The 19,853-nt window shown below is 26.9% G+C and carries 20 protein-coding genes; 4 read left to right on the forward strand and 16 right to left on the reverse strand.

Annotated features, from left to right (window positions below):
- Positions 1-148: 148 nt before the first annotated feature.
- Both BN1711_RS08455 and BN1711_RS08460 read right to left on the reverse strand, forming a co-directional pair.
- Positions 149-553 carry a DUF1284 domain-containing protein gene (locus tag BN1711_RS08455; protein WP_050607719.1) on the reverse strand — a complete coding sequence of 135 codons (405 nt, stop codon included), beginning with the start codon at positions 551-553 and terminating at the stop codon, positions 149-151.
- A 17-nt stretch (positions 554-570) separates the two neighbouring features.
- A complete protein-coding gene (locus BN1711_RS08460) occupies positions 571-1,134 on the reverse strand; it encodes a biotin transporter BioY (protein ID WP_050607720.1) in 564 nt (187 codons plus the stop codon).
- Positions 1,135-1,329: 195 nt separating this feature from the next.
- On the opposite strand from BN1711_RS08460, the gene BN1711_RS08465 reads away from it, so the two are divergent.
- Entirely contained in the window at positions 1,330-1,761 is a 432-nt protein-coding gene (locus BN1711_RS08465) for a hypothetical protein (RefSeq protein WP_050607721.1), read from the forward strand.
- Between the two features lie 129 nt (positions 1,762-1,890).
- Here BN1711_RS08465 and BN1711_RS08470 read toward each other — a convergent pair whose 3' ends face one another.
- The 3 genes from BN1711_RS08470 to BN1711_RS08480 form a co-directional block, all read right to left on the reverse strand.
- Positions 1,891-2,679 (reverse strand): methyltransferase domain-containing protein, encoded by a 789-nt coding sequence (locus tag BN1711_RS08470; RefSeq protein ID WP_050607722.1) that lies wholly within the window; start codon positions 2,677-2,679, stop codon positions 1,891-1,893.
- Positions 2,680-2,755: 76 nt separating this feature from the next.
- A complete protein-coding gene (locus tag BN1711_RS08475; RefSeq protein ID WP_050607723.1) occupies positions 2,756-3,340 on the reverse strand; it encodes a TetR/AcrR family transcriptional regulator in 585 nt (194 codons plus the stop codon).
- Positions 3,341-3,465: 125 nt separating this feature from the next.
- Complete coding sequence (locus BN1711_RS08480; protein WP_082174089.1) at positions 3,466-4,380, reverse strand: metal ABC transporter substrate-binding protein; 915 nt, start codon at positions 4,378-4,380, stop codon at positions 3,466-3,468.
- A 105-nt stretch (positions 4,381-4,485) separates the two neighbouring features.
- On the opposite strand from BN1711_RS08480, the gene BN1711_RS08485 reads away from it, so the two are divergent.
- Positions 4,486-5,142, forward strand: a complete 657-nt coding sequence (locus tag BN1711_RS08485) for a metal ABC transporter ATP-binding protein (protein ID WP_050607724.1) — start codon at positions 4,486-4,488, stop codon at positions 5,140-5,142.
- Complete coding sequence (locus BN1711_RS08490; RefSeq protein WP_050607725.1) at positions 5,142-5,978, forward strand: metal ABC transporter permease; 837 nt, start codon at positions 5,142-5,144, stop codon at positions 5,976-5,978. The genes BN1711_RS08485 and BN1711_RS08490 overlap by 1 nt, the downstream gene beginning before the upstream one ends.
- A gap of 25 nt (positions 5,979-6,003) precedes the next feature.
- Here the strand turns inward: BN1711_RS08490 and BN1711_RS08495 are convergent, their stop codons facing one another.
- Complete coding sequence (locus BN1711_RS08495; protein WP_050607726.1) at positions 6,004-6,513, reverse strand: hypothetical protein; 510 nt, start codon at positions 6,511-6,513, stop codon at positions 6,004-6,006.
- 193 nt (positions 6,514-6,706) lie between these two features.
- On the opposite strand from BN1711_RS08495, the gene BN1711_RS12435 reads away from it, so the two are divergent.
- The gene (locus BN1711_RS12435) at positions 6,707-6,901 is read left to right on the forward strand and encodes a hypothetical protein (RefSeq protein ID WP_129582151.1); all 195 of its coding nucleotides are present in this window, start codon (positions 6,707-6,709) and stop codon (positions 6,899-6,901) included.
- Between the two features lie 238 nt (positions 6,902-7,139).
- Here BN1711_RS12435 and BN1711_RS08500 read toward each other — a convergent pair whose 3' ends face one another.
- The 10 genes from BN1711_RS08500 to BN1711_RS08545 form a co-directional block, all read right to left on the reverse strand.
- Positions 7,140-7,943, reverse strand: coding sequence for an ABC transporter ATP-binding protein (locus tag BN1711_RS08500; RefSeq protein ID WP_050607727.1), 804 nt, complete (start codon positions 7,941-7,943; stop codon positions 7,140-7,142).
- Positions 7,937-8,740, reverse strand: a complete 804-nt coding sequence (locus BN1711_RS08505) for an ABC transporter ATP-binding protein (RefSeq protein WP_243128240.1) — start codon at positions 8,738-8,740, stop codon at positions 7,937-7,939. Before BN1711_RS08505 ends, BN1711_RS08500 begins: the two co-directional genes overlap by 7 nt.
- 95 nt (positions 8,741-8,835) lie before the next feature.
- The gene (locus BN1711_RS08510) at positions 8,836-10,431 is read right to left on the reverse strand and encodes an ABC transporter substrate-binding protein (protein ID WP_050607728.1); all 1,596 of its coding nucleotides are present in this window, start codon (positions 10,429-10,431) and stop codon (positions 8,836-8,838) included.
- Positions 10,432-10,476: 45 nt separating this feature from the next.
- Positions 10,477-11,277 carry an ABC transporter permease gene (locus BN1711_RS08515; protein ID WP_050607729.1) on the reverse strand — a complete coding sequence of 267 codons (801 nt, stop codon included), beginning with the start codon at positions 11,275-11,277 and terminating at the stop codon, positions 10,477-10,479.
- 1 nt (position 11,278) lies between these two features.
- Positions 11,279-12,244 (reverse strand): ABC transporter permease subunit, encoded by a 966-nt coding sequence (locus BN1711_RS08520; RefSeq protein WP_050607730.1) that lies wholly within the window; start codon positions 12,242-12,244, stop codon positions 11,279-11,281.
- A 475-nt stretch (positions 12,245-12,719) separates the two neighbouring features.
- The gene (locus BN1711_RS08525; protein ID WP_050607731.1) at positions 12,720-14,438 is read right to left on the reverse strand and encodes a methyl-accepting chemotaxis protein; all 1,719 of its coding nucleotides are present in this window, start codon (positions 14,436-14,438) and stop codon (positions 12,720-12,722) included.
- Between the two features lie 302 nt (positions 14,439-14,740).
- Entirely contained in the window at positions 14,741-15,508 is a 768-nt protein-coding gene (locus BN1711_RS08530) for an NAD-dependent DNA ligase LigA (protein WP_050607732.1), read from the reverse strand.
- A 54-nt stretch (positions 15,509-15,562) separates the two neighbouring features.
- Entirely contained in the window at positions 15,563-17,332 is a 1,770-nt protein-coding gene (locus tag BN1711_RS08535; protein WP_050607733.1) for a VWA domain-containing protein, read from the reverse strand.
- Between the two features lie 19 nt (positions 17,333-17,351).
- Complete coding sequence (locus tag BN1711_RS08540; protein ID WP_050607734.1) at positions 17,352-18,593, reverse strand: AAA family ATPase; 1,242 nt, start codon at positions 18,591-18,593, stop codon at positions 17,352-17,354.
- Between the two features lie 120 nt (positions 18,594-18,713).
- A complete protein-coding gene (locus BN1711_RS08545; protein ID WP_050607735.1) occupies positions 18,714-19,799 on the reverse strand; it encodes a putative NPN-dependent ornithine cyclodeaminase in 1,086 nt (361 codons plus the stop codon).
- Between the last annotated feature and the right edge of the window lie 54 nt (positions 19,800-19,853).

The following is a 19,853-nucleotide window of genomic DNA, read 5'->3' on the forward strand; positions in this document are numbered from 1 at the left end:
TATATTTTTTACATTTTATACTGGTGAAATTCTGTCCCTGTTAAAAATCTCCATGTAATGCTTTACACATTTTACATTATACCATATTATTCCATTAATCGATAATAAAAAAGAAGCTACAGTTGCTTCTTTTAACTAAAATATTTATTTATAATTTACATGCATCATTAAACCAAAGGCACACATTATGCCAAGAACATTTACCACATATATATTTACATTTTATATTATTTTTAAGTCTTTCATTTACCTTAGAAAATACTTCTGTTCCCACTGATTCTAAAATTTTTCCTTCCTTTAATTTAAGTTCATCCATAACTTTTTTGTCCATAATATTTACATCTTCACAAACACATTTATGGTTTCGATTATTAGGACATTTTTTACATATATCATCGCAAGAAATTACTATCTGTAAATAAACTTTATTATCCTTTAAATTTATAGAATCTATAATATCTCTCATATTTTTAGTAAATTCATCACTATATCCATAACCTTGAAACCCTTGTATACATAATAAATGATGTGGTCTTACAAATACTTTTTTCATTGTTTTCTACCCCATTTTTAATTTTCAATTTTAAAGTTAACTTTTGAAAATATTTTATTTACCATAATAGATACTATAATAGCTTTAATTAAATCTCCTGGAATAAATACTAGTAGACCTGTTTTTATAGCCATTATCATAGAAATTGGAGCCCTCATAACCTTATTTAATATTATATACATATAAGGTAACCCTACTAAGTATATTACAGCATATCCTAATAATACTGATATAAATATATTTATAAAATTTTTATTTTTTCTATTTTGTATATACAATCCTGTTACATATGTTCCTAAAATAAAACCTATCAAATATCCAAAACTAGGCATTAATATAGAAGATGCTCCTCCTTTAAACCCAGAAAATATAGGTAATCCTATTATTCCTAATAATACATATATAATTTGAGACCACATTCCAAGCCTTGCCCCCATAATTGTTCCAGCTAATGCTGTAAATAAAGTTTGAAGTGTTATAGGCACTGGGCCTATAGGTATAGCTGGAATAAATGCACCTACTGCAGTTAAAGCTGTAAATAATCCTACTCTTGTTATTTCTTTCGATGTTAATGCTTTCATTTTTATCCTCCAAAAATAAAATTCTATATTAATTTTAAGGCATTAGAATAAGCATTGTCAACATATATTCATATTTTGGTTAACGAATATTTTTAATATAATTCTTGATATTTCATTAAATTCTATTGTATAATATATTAAGAGGTATTAATAACCGTTTTCGATTGAAAATCATTCAAGGAGAGTTAATTATATATGAAAAATTCAAATAATTATTTAGAAAATTTTAAATCTAAGATAATTTCTGTAGTAATGTGGGTTGAAATTATACTTGCTATTATCATAATCATTTCCGTTATATTAGGTTCTAAGGATCTAATTGATTTTATAATTCAGATTTTTTCCTTGTCAGCAGTTTCATCTTATGATATGTTTCAAAAATTTTTATCCCATATATTATTATTAGTTATAGGCTTAGAAATGGCTTTAATGCTTGTAAAACATACGCCTAACAGTATTATGGAAGTTATGCTCTATGCAGTTGCTAGGAAGCTACTAGTTTATGGTACAAGTGCTTTAGAAATACTATTAGGTGTTCTATCTTTAGTATGTATATTCTTTATAAAAAGATATTTGGTTTCATCAAAGAATGACAATTTAATTAAAAATGAAAATATATCAAATTAAATAGAGTTTCTTAAATAATCCGTAGTATATTTAAAATTATTGGTAAGAGGTATAACTTTTTTAAAAAGTTATACCTCTTTTCCATTTCATATTCATATTTTAACTTTTTAAACTCTTGTCATAAAAGCTTTATTTTATTCCATATATCAATCCCATGTTTTTTAACATCCATGGGGCCTTACAAAATAATGGAATAAATTCTAGTGATTCAGTATGAGGAATATAATGTATTTCAGCAATTCCATTTTGTTTTAATTCTTCTAAAAAATTTCCTATATCACCATATAAATGTTTCTGTTCAAATAAATCATGGAAAGCAAAAGCACCACCCTTCTTTACAACTCGTAGAGCTTCTTTTACCACTGCCCTTTTATCAGATTGAGTACGTACCTCATGAAAAACAAAGTTGCTTACCGCAGCTTCAAAGTATTCAGATGGAAAATCCAATTTTGCTGCATCACCATTTTGAAAAACTATTTGTTTTGAAACTCCCTCTGTCCTTGCATTATTTTCACATTGTTCTTTTGCATAATTCCATTCCTTTCCCCAATAATCTATACCTATAATTGAAGAGTTAGAAAAATATTTTGCGCATTTTATGCTAAGAGCACCTGCCCCACAACCAATATCTATAAGTGTTCCACTCCCTGACCATTTTAATGTTTTAATTAAAACATTATAGAATTTTTCCATGAGCCTACCCCCATTAAAAGAAAAAATATATTGACATATTTGCATATAAATACATATTATGGTTGCTATTAAAAATAAAATACCAAATATGATTTCAATAATTAAATTTCCCCAATATAGCCTGTTACAAATCCAAACAATAAGAAAAATACCTGAAATACTCCAAAGAAGAGACATAATATTAACAGAAACCCAGTTACCATAATTTGTTTTTTGTTTTTTCATAATTTACCTCCTAATTATAAATAACGATTGTTATGTTTTGTTATGTAAAAAAGTCTAAGGACAAATTCCTTAGACTTCACATTTCTTTAATTTCTTCTATTAACTTTTCAAAACCATATTCAGAATAACTGCCCATAAGAGTAGCTAACTGCACTGATTTTTCCATAGTATATACTCCTGATAAAATTTCAATATAACCTTCAATCTTCATACATACCAATATATGTATTAAATCAACATCAATAGGAATATTAGATTTTTGAAAAAATAAAGTAAAAGCACTTTCTATTTGCTTAGTAAAAGTTTCTTTGCACTTTTCATATGGTGTTCCTTCAGATTTATTTAATAAAATCAACACCTCATCCCTATGCTCCCAAAGAAATCTCATTAGCTTTGCTTCGTTTTCACATCCAGTACTTATATCTTTAAGTTCTAACTGAACCATATGTTGTATCAATAAATTTAGCTCTGTAACTGTTACTTTAACTATATTATTGAACAAATCAGACTTATTTTTAAAAGAAAAATAAAGAGCACCAGTTGTTACCTTAGCCTTAGAGCAAATATTTCTTAATGATGCTTTTTCATATCCCTTTTCTAAAAACTCATATTTGCCTGCTTCTATAATTTTTTCTTTAGTTGAAATCTCAGTAGAATGCAATTACATACACCTTCTATACATAACACTCGTTACGTTAAGATTAGCACTCACAAACTTATTTGTCAATGATTTGAAAATTAAACTAATATATACTCAACAGAATTTTTCTCATAACTTTTAATATTTTACTTTAAACTTTCATAGATTTTTTCTAAATTATACTTCATAGATTCTATATAATTTTTCCCATCTTGTTTGTTTTCTAAAGTATAAATCTTTACTACCTTTGCTCCTACTTCTTTAGCTAATGTCTTAGAAACCTCTGGACTTATATTTTCTTCTACAAATATAGTTTTTATATTATTTTTTTTGCAATAATCTACTAATTCTTTCATTTTCTTAGCAGAAGGTTCACCTTCTGCAAAAACATCCTCCACACTATTTTGCTTCAAGTCAAATTCCCTACAAAGATAACCAAAAGCAGCATGACCAGTAACAAAATGTTTATTTTCTAATTTAGCGAATTTTTCATTATAATCATTATACAAAGAATTTATTTCTTTTTGAAATTTATTAAAATTCTCTTCATAATAACTTTTATTTTTACTATCTACTTTTACTAAGGCATTCTTTATATTTTCCGAAGATTTTAAGGCAGCCTTAAGACTAAGCCATGTATGTGGATCATACTTACCATGATCTTTTATTTCATCTTTAGATATATTTTCTATAGGATTCACTCCTTTAGAAGCTTCTACTATTTCTATATTTTCTTTATCTATATTGCCTAAAACTTTTGAAACCCATCCTTCCATACCTAAACCGTTATAAACAAAAACTTGACTTTTAGATAATACTTCCATATCCTTTATTTTAGGTTCAAAATCATGAGGTTCTGCTCCTTTAGGTATCATAGTAGTAATTTCAACTTTATCTCCTCCTATAGCCTCTACAAGTTCCTTCATAGGATTAAAAGATACCACTACTTTTATTTTAGAATTATTATTTAATACTTCCTCATTATTTTTTTTATTGTTACTACAAGATATAAATATAGTAAAACTGGTTAGAATTAGAATGAAACTTATAAACTTTTTCAAAATATCACTCCTTGAAATTTGTTGCAAATTATTTGCGTTTACATGTATAATATAAATACAATTTTAAATTTTGTCAATATAATTAAGTTAGCTAGGAGGTTTTTTATGATTGTAATAAATAATTTATATTTTTCTTATAACAAAAGAAGTCCTTATATTCTAGAAAATATAAATTTAAAAATAAACAAAGGAGATTACATATCTATACTGGGGCAAAATGGTTCTGGTAAAAGTACTTTAATAAAGCTTATACTAGGATTTTTAAAACCCTTAGAAGGTGATATTACTTTAAATACAAATAATATAGGTTATGTACCTCAAAAATTTGATAATTTCAATGGTGATTTTCCTATAACTGTAGAGGAAGTCTTAAACTGTCATAGAAAAGTTTTAAAGTTAAAAGATAAATCTCTTATAAACAAGAGCTTAGAAAAGGTTAATATGCTTCCTTATAAAAATAACCTTATAGGAAATTTATCTGGAGGACAAAGACAAAAAATATTTATAGCTAGAGCTTTAATGGGCAATCCCAAACTTTTAATATTAGATGAACCTTCTACAGGTATAGATTTAAACAGTCAAAAAGAAATTTATAAACTAATAAATCATTTAAATATTACCCAACATTTAACTATTTTATCCATAGAACATAATATTTCTGCAGCTTATTATAATTCTACCCATATATTTAAAATGGAAAATGGTAAAGGGAATTTATATTTAAAAGAAGATTATATAAAAAATAACAAAGAGGTGATTTAATGTTAAGTTATAGTTTTATGAAAAGTGCTTTAATTATTTCTTTATTTATATCTATTTTATGTCCTACTATAGGAATTTACCTTGTGCTTAGAAGATATTCTATGATAGGTGATACTCTATCTCATAGTTCTTTAGCTGGAATTGCTTTAGGTTTAACCTTAAATCATAATCCTATACTAACCTCTTTTATTTTTACTTCTATAGCAGGTGTTCTAATAGAGTTTTTAAGAAATTATTATAAAAAATACGCAGAACTTATTTTATCTATAGTACTTTCTCTTAGTGTAGGTATTGCTGTAACCCTAATAAGTTCTGGTAAAGCTCCTGGAAACATAAATTCTTTCTTATTTGGAAGTGTGCTTACAGTATCTAAAAGTGAACTTATAACCGTATTTATTCTAAGTATAATTTCTTGTTTTTTATTAGCATTTCTACACAATCAGTTATTATACATATCCTTTGATGAGGAAGGTGCTAAAGTTGCTAAAGTTAATGTAACCTTTATAAATTATATTTTTGCTTTATTAGTAGCTGCAACTATATCTATTTCAATAAAAACTGTGGGCGTTTTAGTTTTAAGCTCTTTAATTGCACTACCTGTGGCCACTGCTCTTCAATTTAAAAAAGGATTTAAAACTACTTTAATTTACTCTATATTAATAAGTATATTTGATGTTATTACGTCTTTATTTTTATCCTATATTCTAAACTGCTCTCCTGGAGGAATTACAGCATTAATGTCTGTATTAGTACTTTTAGTAATTATAATATCTAGAAAACTTTGCTCATATTTTTATTGTAAAAAGGAAGTAAAAAAAGATATTAGTACTTATTAAAAATAGCATTTGCTTTATGCAAATGCTATTTTTCTAAAACTTGTTCTAAGTTACATTGAGTTTCTTTTATAACTTTCCATCGAAAATTTATTTTTTTCAAAGTAACTTTTCCTCTTAATTTTTTTTGTTTTACATTTATATTATCCTCTAATAACTTTAATCCAACATTATAAGTATAGGTGGCTGAACCATCCCTGTTTTTCTTATATTTTTCTATATTTACATTATCTACATGAATGCTATATTTAAATCTATCTGCTAAAATTTTTATTACTAAAGGTGATTGATCTTTCCATAAATCTTTATAAGCCTCTTCTGTCATAATTTTTTTTAAATTATCATGAGAATCTATGCACTCTAAACAATTACTCTTATTTTTAATATTTTTCTTAGTTTTTACTGTATATAAAAGAGTTATATATTCCTTAAATACTCTGTCTGACTCTTCCCTATTATCTAACATTTTATCTGTATATGAAGATAGTAAAAGTGCTATTAAAGTAAAGATTATAAATAATCTTATGCTTTTAGCCATTGAAACTCCTCCCAACACTCAAAACATAAATACAATGACGCATTTTCTTTTTCACTATATATTGTATAATGATTTTATTATGATATTATAGATAAGTTTTTAAATAACAGTTAATAATTATTGTATTTTCCTTTAATTATCATTAATATATTTTCTTTAAATATCATAATTATAATTAAAGCAATTATACGAGGTGTTTATTATTTTTAATTGTTTTAATGCAGATGAATTAATTACATTTTGTACTGCACTTTCATTATCTTTATCAGAAGATTTATCTATTAAAGATTTAAAAATTCTTGGAGGATTTTTAGCATCTGTGGGCACATTATTAATTCTTAAGAGTACTAAACTTGAAATTGAAATGTCTAAAAGACAAAATACATAATAAATAAACTCCGTATGTTTCAATACGGAGTTTTTTTAATATGACTGTATTTTTTAATGTTAAAGTATCGTTTATTTTCTACAAAGTAAAGAAATAACCCAAAGTTATAGGTTTAGAATTTTTAATTGAATTTATTTATACAGTCATATTTATAAACTATTTCTAGTATATTTATTTTTATAAAATAGATTCCTAAGTTTAATTAAAAACTAAAAGTCTCTATATATTTTCTTTTTAATTAAATAATTTTACGTTTATTAGGATTATTTATAGGAATAGAATCCATAAGTTTTCTCGTATATTCGTGTTTAATTTTATATAACGAATCATTATTATCTATAACCTCTACTATATCTCCTTTATACATTACAAGAATTTTAGAACATAAATATTTTATTGCACTTATATCATGAGATATAAATAAAATACCTGTATTACTAACATTATTTAATTGTTTTATCATATTTAATATAGATGCTTGAGTACATACATCTAAACTAGAAGTTATTTCATCACAAATTAAAAATTTAGGCTCCAAAATAAGAGCTCTACAAATGTTTACTCTTTGTCTTTCTCCTCCACTTATATCCTTAGGATATTTATTGAGAATACTATCTTTTAAATTCACAAATTTTAACATATTCTTAATCTTTAATATTTTATCACCTTTAGAAATATTAAAATGATTATTTAAAGGTTCCATTAAGCAATCTATTATTTTTAAATTAGGGTTTAGAGATGTTAGAGTATCTTGGAATATTATTTGACACTCTCTTCTAAATTTTTTTAAAGCTTTTCCTTTATAGTTCCATATATTTTTATTTTCATATTCAATAGTTCCTTTTGAAGGTTTCTCAAGCCTCATTATAAGTCTAGATAAAGTACTTTTTCCGCAGCCACTTTCTCCTACAAGCCCAATAATTTCATTTTTATCTACTGAGAATGTTACATTATTTACAGCATTTATGTATTCATTATTTGATTTTATAATAGATAATTTCGTATTATACTTTTTACATACATCAATAATTCTCATTAACATACTTCTACTACCTCTCTATCAAATGTAGCTTTAATTAAAGATAAAGTATATTCATGTTTAGGATTTTCAAATATTTCAAATACATCTCCACTTTCTACTACCTTACCATCTTGCATTACAAATACTTCATCTGCTATTTCTGCAACTACACCAAAATCATGAGTTATCATCAATACAGTAGTTCCGAATTCTTCCTGTATTATTTTAAACTGTTTTAAGATTTCTTTTTGAGTTGTAACATCCAAGGCAGTAGTTGGCTCATCTGCTATGATAATATCCGGTTTTATAAATATAGCACAAGCTATCATCATTCTTTGAAGCATTCCTCCACTTAGCTGAAAAGGATATTGTTCTAAAATTATAGAAGGATTATCTAAATTTAATTTTTCCATAATAATGGATATATCTTTTTTAAACTTATGTTTTTCCATTTGTTTTTCCATTTTTATATTACTAGACATAAGATCGTATATCTGTTTCCCCATAGTTATTGATGGATTAAAGCAATTTATTGGATTTTGAAAAATTGAAAATATTTTTCTACCTCTTACTTTATTTATTTCATTATAATTCATAGTTCTTAAATTTCTTCCTTGAAAGACTATGCTACCTTCTTCTATAGATATATTTTGGGGAAGCATTTTTATTATGGATTTTACAGTAATACTTTTTCCACTTCCACTTTGTCCTACTATACAAGTTATTTTGTTGCTCTTTATAGATAAATTTATTTTTTTTAAAATTTCTTTAACTTTCTTATCCTGTTTAAATACTACTTTTAAATTTCTAATTTCCAAAATATTTTCCAAAAAATCACCTAGCTTTCTTAAATAAAAAATTGAGGAGTGAAATGTTAACATTTCACATCCTAAATTTTTTATTTAAAAATGTTTTACTTTATGTTCCATTGTTCCACATTCCATAGGAATCCTGCACCATGGTGACCTAATATCTTTTCTTTTACTCCACTAACTCTCTTGTTAACACCGTATAATGCATCTAAATATACTCCAAAATTATATGGTGGATTTGCCGCTAAATCTTCTTGGAACTCATTATAATATTTTTTTCTTACATTTTCATCAAAAGTAGTTCTTGCCTTTTGAAGATCTTTGTCTACCTTAGGATCTGAATATGCACCATAGTTATCTCCACCTTCTATTTCACTTGAGTGGAATAACTTAAATGTATGATCGTCTGCATCAAATGGACTTCCCCATCCAAGTATAAATGTATCACATTTAGGTATTTCTATAGCATTCCAATCTAAAGCTTCTGCTTTAGCATCTACACCTACTTTTTTAAATTGGTTAGCATAGTATTCTGCAATCTTAACTCTAACTTCATCAGTTTTTGGAGCTGTTATTTTAAACGTTAATTTTTTACCATCTTTTACTCTTATTCCATCTGAACCTTTTTTCCAACCTGCTTCATCTAACATCTTGTTTGCTTTATCTAAATTATAAGAATATTTTTCTACCTTTTCATCATTAAACTTATTTATTTGCAATGGTGAATAAGCAACTGAACCATATCCTAATAATATACCATTTACCATACCTTTTCTGTCTATACAATAATTAAGTGCTTTTCTTAGATTAACATCCTTAAATAAATCAGATCTCATATTGTACATCATACATCTGTAATCAGCTGTTTTTAACTTATATACTTTTACATTATCAAGTTTTTCTACTTTACTTACTTGGCTTGGTTCAATATATGCAACATCAATCTCTCCTGTTTGAAGTTGCATTGCTCTAGCATTATAGTCCGCTAAAGATTTTATTACTAACTTTTCTATGTTACCAGTTTTTTCATAATAGTCTTTAAACTTAGCAAGTGTTAAATTACTTCCTTTTTCCCATTTTTCAAATTTAAATGGACCTGCCCCAATTGGATGCTGATTAAAATCCGCATTGTTTATATCCTTACCTTCTAAACAATGTTTGGGTACTATTCCTATTGTAAGTTTATCTAAAAGTGGTGGAAATTGATTCTTTAATGTTATCTTTACTTCATGGTCATTTACTGCTTGTACGTCTTTTATTTCTGTAAATTCAGGTTTAACTTCTGAATTGACTTTATCATCTAATATACTCTTTAATGTAAATACAACGTCTTCCGCTTTAACTTCTTTTCCATCATGGAATTTTATTCCTTTTTTCATTTTAAAGTCATAAGTTAATTTATCATCAGAAATAGTATAAGATTCTGCTATTTCCGGCTTAGGTAAGTTGTTTTCATCAAATCTCATAAGTCCTCTAAATATTAAATCATTTGTTAGTGAATGAGATTCTAATAAAATAGGATTTAATTTTTCATCCTCAAACTCTGCACCAAAAACAAGAGTTTTTCCTTTTTGCTCCTGTTTAGCAGGTTGGTTTGCTTCTTTTTTGTCTAAGTTTCCACATCCAACTCCAAATAAAGCCATTGATGTAACAATTAATAAACTAGCAAATAAACTTATTAGCTTTTTTCTTTTCATCTTTTCTCCTCCTAGTATTTTTCATATTTATAATGTAATTTAAATTTAAACATAGGTAGTTCTTTTCTTTAAATAATCTCCAATAAAATTTATACTTAACATAGACAATATTATTGCAATTCCTGGGAAAATAGCAATCCACCAAGAACCAGATAATATATCACTTTGCGCATTATTTAACATATTACCCCAGGATGGTACTCCCTGAGGAACTCCTATACCTAAAAAACTCATAGAAACTTCCATAAAAATAGCTTCAGTACAATTTAAAGTAGATATTACAATAATGGACGGTATACTATTTTTCAAAAGATGTTTTGTGAGTATTTTCCAATTCGGCGTTCCCATAACTATAGCTGCTTTAACAAAATTCTTACCTCTAAGTCCTCCAAATTGAGATCTAACAATTCTTGCAGTCGATAGCCATAAAGTACATCCAATAACAACAATAATACTTATTAATCCTCCTCTTATTATAGATTGTAGTGAAAGCATTATAATAAGCGTTGGTATTGCCAAAAATGTATCTAATATTCTCATCATTACGCTGTCAATTTTTCCGCCACAATAGCCACTTATTCCTCCATACACAACTCCTATAAATGTAGAAATTACTACAGAGAACACACCTACGCTTAATGATACACGCCCACCATATAAAACCCTTGAAAATAAGTCTCTTCCCATAGCATCTGTTCCCATTATATGATTAGCATTAGGCCTATGAAGTACATTTAATAGATCTACTTCATAAGGATCATATGGAGATATAATAGGAGCAAATATAGTCATAAATACAATTAATCCTAAAATTACTATCCATATTCTATAAGTCTTTTTTTTCAAGTTAATTCACCTGCCTTCTAAGTGAAGGGTTTAATATAAGTTCTAATATATCTATAATCATTATACTTACAATAACCAATATTCCTGTTATAAATATGGTCCCCATAAGAAGAGGATAATCATTAGAATTGGCTGCCTTAACACTAAGCATTCCAAGTCCTGGCCATGAAAAAACTGTTTCAATCATTACTGATCCTCCAAAAAAACTTGGTATGGTTATTCCTAAATAATTAATAAACGGTATTAACGCATTTTTAGTTATACCCCTCATTAATTTTTTCTTATCCATTCCATTTGCAATAGCAGCTGTAACATATTCACTATTTATTTCTTCTTTTACTTTTTCTTGAACGAACCTTGCATAAGCTGACACATGGGCTATTACAGTAACAACTACAGGCATAAATAGATGCTTTAAAATATCTAAGAATCCTCCCTGTCCATCTATAGATTTAATTCCTGAAGATGGGAAAATACCCATATGAACAGAAAATATAAAGATAAAGATTAATCCTAACCAAAAGGTAGGTATAGAATAAAATGTAACGCTCATTGCGCTTACAAATTTATCTAATAAAGATCCTTCATTAAATCCAGCTTTTAGTCCTAATGATAACGAAAATATAGTTATAAGCATTATAGAACTTATAAATAGTATTAACGTATTGGGAACTCTCTCTTTTAAAATATCTGTCACTTTTCTTCCTTCCAAATAAGAAATTCCCAAATCACCTTTTAACATATTTGTAGACCATTTTATATATCTCTCTATAACTGGTTTATCAATGCCGTAATTTTTATTTATTCTAACTCTTTCTTCACTAGTTAGTCTATCTGCCATAGGTCCATATAATGCTGTGGCCGGATCTCCTGGTGCAGCATTTATTATGGCAAAACTTAAAATACTTAAAAAGAATATAACTAATATTCCTTGAAATACTCTTTTTATCACAAATCGTGATATCATTTTATATTCCACTCCTCAGCATTCATTCTATATAAAATCTTTCCCTTGATAATCTAGAACTCTTTTTGTTTGTATTCCAACATATTTTCAAATCTTACCCTTACTTCATCAGTATTTCTCTGAAATAAAATAAAAGGTTATTATATTTATTTGATTACATTGGCAAATTGCTACTTCACCGCAACTCAGTAACATTCATTTTACCATTTGTTTGTAACATAAATTAATTTTATAAATACTAAAAACTTTACTATATAATGCATCAGCAATTTATATGCCAACTTTAAAGTACTAATAAAAGTCATTTTAATACAATAAAATACATTTTTATATCAATATGAGAATATTTAATATCATTTTGATACATTTATAAATCTCCTCTCATTTTGCAACAAAATATAAATCCATGTATCTACATATAGAATACATGGATTTATATTTTATGAAAAATAATTTAGATTTACTAAAAAACAACTTATATTTTAAACATATCAACACTATTTATTAATTTAGTAGAATTTTCTCTTAGAAGCTCTGTTAATTGCATTATTCTTTCACTAGCACCTACAACTTCTTCAGTATTTTCAGCTATATTAGTTGTACCATTAGCCCCTTCATTTGCAGCCTCTGCTACATTATTTATTACCTCTACCATATTTTTTACAGATGCTAATAGTTCTTCTGATGTAGCACTTAAATCATTAGATATATCATTATAATATAATGCATCATTACTATATTGGTCACAAACTTCTACTGTACCTTCATAAGATTTCACTACATATTTATCTATAAATTGCAATACATCATTAGAATTAAATTTAAGATTTTCTACCGCTTCTATAACTATTTTGGTAGTATCTTGAATTTGCACTACAGCCTTGCTTGATTCCTCTGCTAACTTTCTTATTTCATCAGCTACCACCGCAAATCCCTTTCCAGATTCTCCAGCTCTGGCTGCCTCAATTGCTGCATTTAAAGCAAGTAAATTAGTTTGAGATGTTATTTCTAATATTGCATCAGATAAAACCTTTATTTCCTCAATAGTTTTTGATTTTTCAATAGCTTTTTTTAAATTAATATCTATGTTCTCTTTTACTCTAATAGCATTTTCCTGTTCTTTAAGAGTATTTGATTTTAACTTTTCAGCTTTATTTAATATTTCAGATGCATTGTTAGATCCATTTTGTGCCTTTAATGATATATTTTCTACAGCCCTTTCAATTTCCTGCGAAGTTGCACTCATTTCTTCCGCAGATGCACCTGTTTCTTCCATACTAGCAGATAATTGTTGAGTAGCTGCTGAAGTATTTTGTATTTTGAAATTTAAATTACCTATATCCTCGTTTATTTTATTTACAGATTCCTCTGAACTATTGGCCTTATCTAATACATTTTCAACTATATCTTTTATAGAAACATACATTTTATTTACAGATAAACTAAGCTTTCCAATTTCGTCTTTTTGATTTAAAAGTTCATGGGGAAATTCCTTTGTAAAATCCCCTTCCGCTAATTTATTTAAATAATTTACAGCCATATTTAATGGATCCACTATAGATTTTGCTAATAGAAAATTCATAATTGCTCCTATTATTATACTAATAAAAGATATTCCTATTATAATCTTACTTAACAAGTTACTTTGTCTTTCACTATTTATTTTAAATTCTTCTGCTTCTTTTATACTATGATTTGATAAATCCCTAAGAGCCCTCTGATATTTTTGATTAATAGGTTTTAATTCCTCAAATTTTTCTACAGCTAAATCTGCTTTTCCCTCATTAACCAATTTAAATATGATCTCTCTGCCTTCCCTAAACTTATTTAAATTTTCTTCCATAATATTAAAAAATTTTCTTTCTTCTTCTGTATCTAGTCCTACCTTTTTATATTTATCTATGTCTTTATTAAATTTACCTATTCTTTCATTTATATCACTTTTTAATTTTTCTTGTTCATTTTTATCCTTAACCTCTAGTATTAGTTTAGCTAAATTGGCTTCTGCTGCTCTTGCTTGAGTTCTAGTATCATTTAATACTTGTACACTAATTAAATTATTATCATATAAAGATTTAATAGATTTATTAATTTTTTTATTAACATAAAATCCAGTAAAGCCAACTATTAAAATAAAAATCATCATAATTGAACTTACTAAAAACAATTTGTTTTTTACTTTTAAATTTTTCATAATAGTTCCCCCTCTGTTGAAAAATTCAGATTCATTGTCAATTAATAACATATATCGTTTAATAGCATTTATAGAGTATACCATGTTTTTCTTATATGTGCAATAAATTCATAATATTTTATTTAAAATATTTTTATATTATAATGAAATAGAAGTGTTAACTTAAACTCAAGCATGGCTCTAGCTATATATCCCATAGTAGAAAAATTTAAACTTTAATTTTATAAATACAAAACTATATTATATTTTAATAAATGTAAAAAAGACTGTGTCAAAATTTTATTTTGGCACAGTTTATTGTATTAATATAATAATTGATCTTGTTCTATAATTTCTCTAAGTTGTTCTTCAGATATTATTTTTACTCTTTTCTTATGAGCCAAGGACATCATATTAGCATTAGATAAATCTCCCGCCACAAGATAATCTAAATCATCTTCTACATCATTACATAATTGAAAACCAGCATCTTCTACAAGCTCTTCATAGTAACTATTAGGCTTATAAAAAAATCCTGTTATAGCTACCTTTATTTTTTCATCTGGATTTCTTATCTTTAAAGGAGACACATACATAAATAAGTTTCCTAAAAGCTTTTTATTATTATATATACTATCTACAACTTCGTTATTAACCCCATCTATATTTTTTAATCTACTTGCTCCATTATTTAAATCAACCACAAAGTCTGCAAAATTAAAAAAAGTATAGGCTATATTATGAGATATTGATTTATCTATCTTAGGTATAGACGCAGCATATATAAACCTGTGTAAAGGACATCTTCTTGAGTTTTGAATAGAATCGTATACTTTTTCAGCTTCTTTATAACCTTCCTTTAATATTTCATTTATTTCTTCTTTTTCTAATTCAAAAATTTTATAAGGATTTTTAATTATATGGGACTTTAAAAATTTTTCTATTCTATCCTCTGTTAACTCCTCTATATGAAGACCATCCTTATCTGCAATTTGCACGAAAAAACTCTTTACTTTTTCATATCTTTTAATCTCTTTTAAAGATTTTTCATTACTTAATTCTTCTTTGATTGCTTTTTCTTGCTTTTCCATAAAAGTACTTCTCCTTACTAATTTTTAGTTATATATTTTAAATTTAATATTCCATTATACTTTCTGGAATATTTTATGAACTATATTTGAATTAGCATTTTCAAGTTCAGCAAGTTCTGATAAAAGTAAAATTTCATCTGAAAAAGGTCTTAATGTTTTTATATTTCCCTTTTTTGAACCAGCATCTATACATACACTTATAACCTTAAATTGTTTTTGTCTTTTTATCTTATTAAATTTCCTTAAAAAGTCATCTCCAACTATACAATGACCATCAGTTATAAATACTATATCAGCTTTATTAAAAACTGAGTTTTCTATAACAGTTAATGCCTTTTCTAAGACTTCTTCAAACTCAGTGCTTCCTCCATCAAATCTTTCTGCAATATCTAATATCTTCTTAGGATCTACTTCATCTTTTTCAATTATAATAGGATCTAAAGCTTTTTCATTAAATAATATTGCTGCAAAATCCCTTTTTTGCATCTGAGCTATTTCAAGCAAAGCTATTGCTACAGCTTTAGACCATTTTTCTCTACTTCCCTTCATACTACTTGACATATCAATGCATACTACCATAGGACCTTTTATTTTTACTTTATTAGACTGTAGCTCATATTGAAGCAACTCTTTTTCACTATATTTTCTGTAAAATTCTCTTTTAGTAATAGGATTCAATAAAAGCATTTTTTCACTTGGGAGAGTTCTTATTATTTCATTTCCTATCTTAACAGAATTTATGGATAAAGCTCCATCTTTACTTTTTTTCTTTTCATCTTCTAAAGCAGTTTCTTTAAATCTACCTATTATTTTAGATAACTCTTTTAACTTTTTAGATTGTCTTATTTTTTCTACTGCATCTCTTTTTACATCAAAGGGTATTCTAGAAGGTTTCCTACTACTTTCACTCATTCCCCAGCTCTCTACACACTCTGATAATTCTCTTACTTGTATATCTGCTTCGTTAAAGGCTTCTACCATGTCTTGAGCAAAATCTTCTATGTAATCCTGTTCTCCCTTTAACTTTTCTTTAAAATATCTTTCTTTTTCTTCAAGCCTTTTCTTAGCTTCCTCCAAAGTTAAATATAGTTGTTTCATATCTTCTTGATTTAAATTTTCCCTGCTATGACCACTTTCCTCTATACTTTGTTTTATATAATCATCAGTTTCTTCTCTACTTAAACTATCCACATCTTCTTCTAGCTGTTTTAATTCATTTATTAAGTCTGGTATATTATCTTGATCAGTATTTCTACTACCTTTATCTATTCCACCTATTCCACCTAATGTGTCCTTTTTAGTCTCTTCTTCCTCTTGTTGTGTTTTTTCCTCATTCTTATCATCTTCATCTGTATGATTTTTTTGTGACATTTTTTTGAGAATTTCAATAGCTTTTTTCCCAAGTACTTCACATCCAATAGCAGAATTAAACACATCTAGGCAACAACTCTTTCTTAGCTTTTTAAACTCCCTTAATTTAACTATTTTTCTTATAATTTGGTTATTTATTTTAGAACTAGCTCTTATATTACATTCCTTATAAATAACAGGAGAATACTTATAAAGACAGAAAAAAATATCTTTATATAATCTATCAAACACTGGAAGATATTTAATTCCTTCTTCTAATAAAACCCTCATTTCCCTTGAATCTTTAAAGATATCATTATATATCTCTAAATCTATTTCATAGTGTCTTACACACTGTTCTGATAATGAAACACTATGATTAAGCCCCAAAACAGAAGATACATCCTTAGCCTTAAAGTTGAAGGATTTTTTAATATTCTCTTCAAAAAGTACATCACCATATTTTGATAACATATAGTTCTCCTCCTAAAATTTAAAAGATATCTTCATTAGAACTCAAATCTATGTTAAGAGCTTGCTCTGCTAATCTTACATTATATTTTTTTATATAAGCTATTTTATCTTCCATGTCTTTAGTTGATCTCTCATTTTCTTTAGCTTGTTTTACCACCATATGCATCTTTTTTAATATGGTATCTATAGCTACTTTTCCTTCTATGGAAGCCTTACATTTTTCATCCCTACTATATATACTCTCTATATGATTTTTTATTTCTCTAAACTTTCTAACATAATCATTTATTTTATCATCAAAAGGATTTATTATTCTTAAAATTTCTTCCTCTATTTGTTCTACATCTTTAACTTTATTCCAAAGTACATATTTTAATGATTCAAAATCCTCTAATATAACCTTGGATCTTCCTTCATATACTGCATTACCTTGCAAAACTTTTAAACATTCATTTTGTCTTCTATCTGAAATTACTATTCCTCTCATGCTAAGAGCAGTAATCAATTTTTCAAAATTATAATAAATATCTTCACTTATTTCTATCACTCTAGCTCTTTTTTGAAGAGCATATATTTCTTCTAAACTTATAGTAGCTTTCTCTTCATCTTTATTTAAACTTTTACTTGCTCTTTTATTTATATAGTTTTTATGCATTTTAACTCTGTTTTCCATGTCTTTTACATAGTCTAAAATATCTCTAAATATGATTCTATCATAAAGTGCATTTAATTCATCTTCTTCTGGAAGTTCGTTACTGGCACAAAACATAGTTATTAAAGGTACCTCTACTGGTTTTCCATCATTATAAAATATTTTTTCGTTTAAAAGAGGTAATAATATATTTAAGGTAGGCTCATTGGATTTCCATATTTCATCTATAAAAGCTATATGTGCCTCTGGAAGCTTACCATCAGTTTTTCTTGAAAACTTACCTTGTTCCATAGCTTTTATACTATATGGTCCTATTATTTCAGCAGGATCTGAAGTCTTATTTAAAAGCCACTGGAAATATTTAGCACCTTGTATTCTACTACATAATTCATAAACTAAAAGACTCTTTGCTGTTCCTGGAGGACCATATAAAAATACATGTTGACCTATAATTAAAGCCCTCATAGCATCTTTTATAACTTCTTCGCGTTCTACGAAAAATTCATTTAATTCATCTTCTATCTTGTGTAGCTTTTCCACCCCAGATTTACTTAAATTATCTATTTCATTCTTTGAAAGTTTAATATTTTTTTTTTCTGCTGAAGCCATTAATATATCCTCCCATAATTATAAAATTGTTTATTTATAAAATTGTTTATTTATAAACAAAAGCATCTGTAAACATTACAGGTGCTTTTGCCTATAAAATATCTTATATATTTTTTAATTTTATTTAACAACGCCATTTCTTACATTCATAATAAAGTCTTGGCTATTTGCAACTATTGTTCTAACTTCAAGAGTTCCTCTATCTGATAATTTATTAACTGAGAATTCTTGAATATCTATTGAGTATATAAATACTGGTCTTACTGTACCATCTTTTCTTGTATAAGATGGTGTCATGTTACCAGCTGCTATTGTGTGTAATACTGTAGATAAGCATATAAGCATTGTTGCTTTTCTTGTATGCTTTCTCATAGCATCTTGTGCTTCATATACATTATCGTATACGCATGGTAAATTAAATCTATCTCTTATAGTACCTGCAAGTATAACTGGAACATCGTGATCTACACATGCTTTTAATATTCCATCTTTAACTTTTCCTGTTGAGAAGAATTCTTCTAATGAGCCTGCTTTTCTTACCTCATTTATAGAATCAACATAGTTGTAATGTTCTTCTTTATCATAATTGAAAGTTTCTTGACCTAATACAGTTCCGAACATACCCATTTCAAGATCATAACTTCCAAGTGTATTTCCTGAGAAAAGTGCATTTACGTATCCATTAGATACAAGATCTGCAAAAGCATCTCTTGTTTCTTTATCCAACGCAACTGATGGTCCTAATACCCATACTATATGTCCATCATGTTCTTTTTCATATTGTAGTCTTTCATATAAATCATCATAATCTTTTGAGAAAGCTGTTTCTCTTGATCTTCCTGTTCTGAAAGCAAATTGGTCATTATTTCCTTCTTTTGATAAGAAACCACCTTTGTATAAATAAATACCTTCAGTACCATCTTCAGTTCTTCCTACTACAATCTTATCTCCAACATGTGCATGTCTAAATTCAATTACATCTATTCCGCCTTCATCATTTACTCTTGCAACTGAGTCCATACGACTTTCATTTGCAAGAACCCATTTTCCATTAACCTTAAAATATTCTGGATATATTGAAAGTGCGTGGTAATGTCTTGGCACTACTCCTTCTTTAACGACTTCCACAGTTTTTGCATCTGGTGCATTTCTAAAAAACTCATCTGAAAAATCTGGTGGGGTAAACTTAGCTAATTCAAAACTCATTGTCTATTCCTCCTTAAAATTCTTAAATTTCTAATCTTTTTAATCTATATTAAA

It is taken from the genome of Clostridium niameyense (assembly GCF_001243045.1).
Taxonomy (GTDB): Bacteria; Bacillota; Clostridia; order Clostridiales; family Clostridiaceae; genus Clostridium_F; species Clostridium_F niameyense.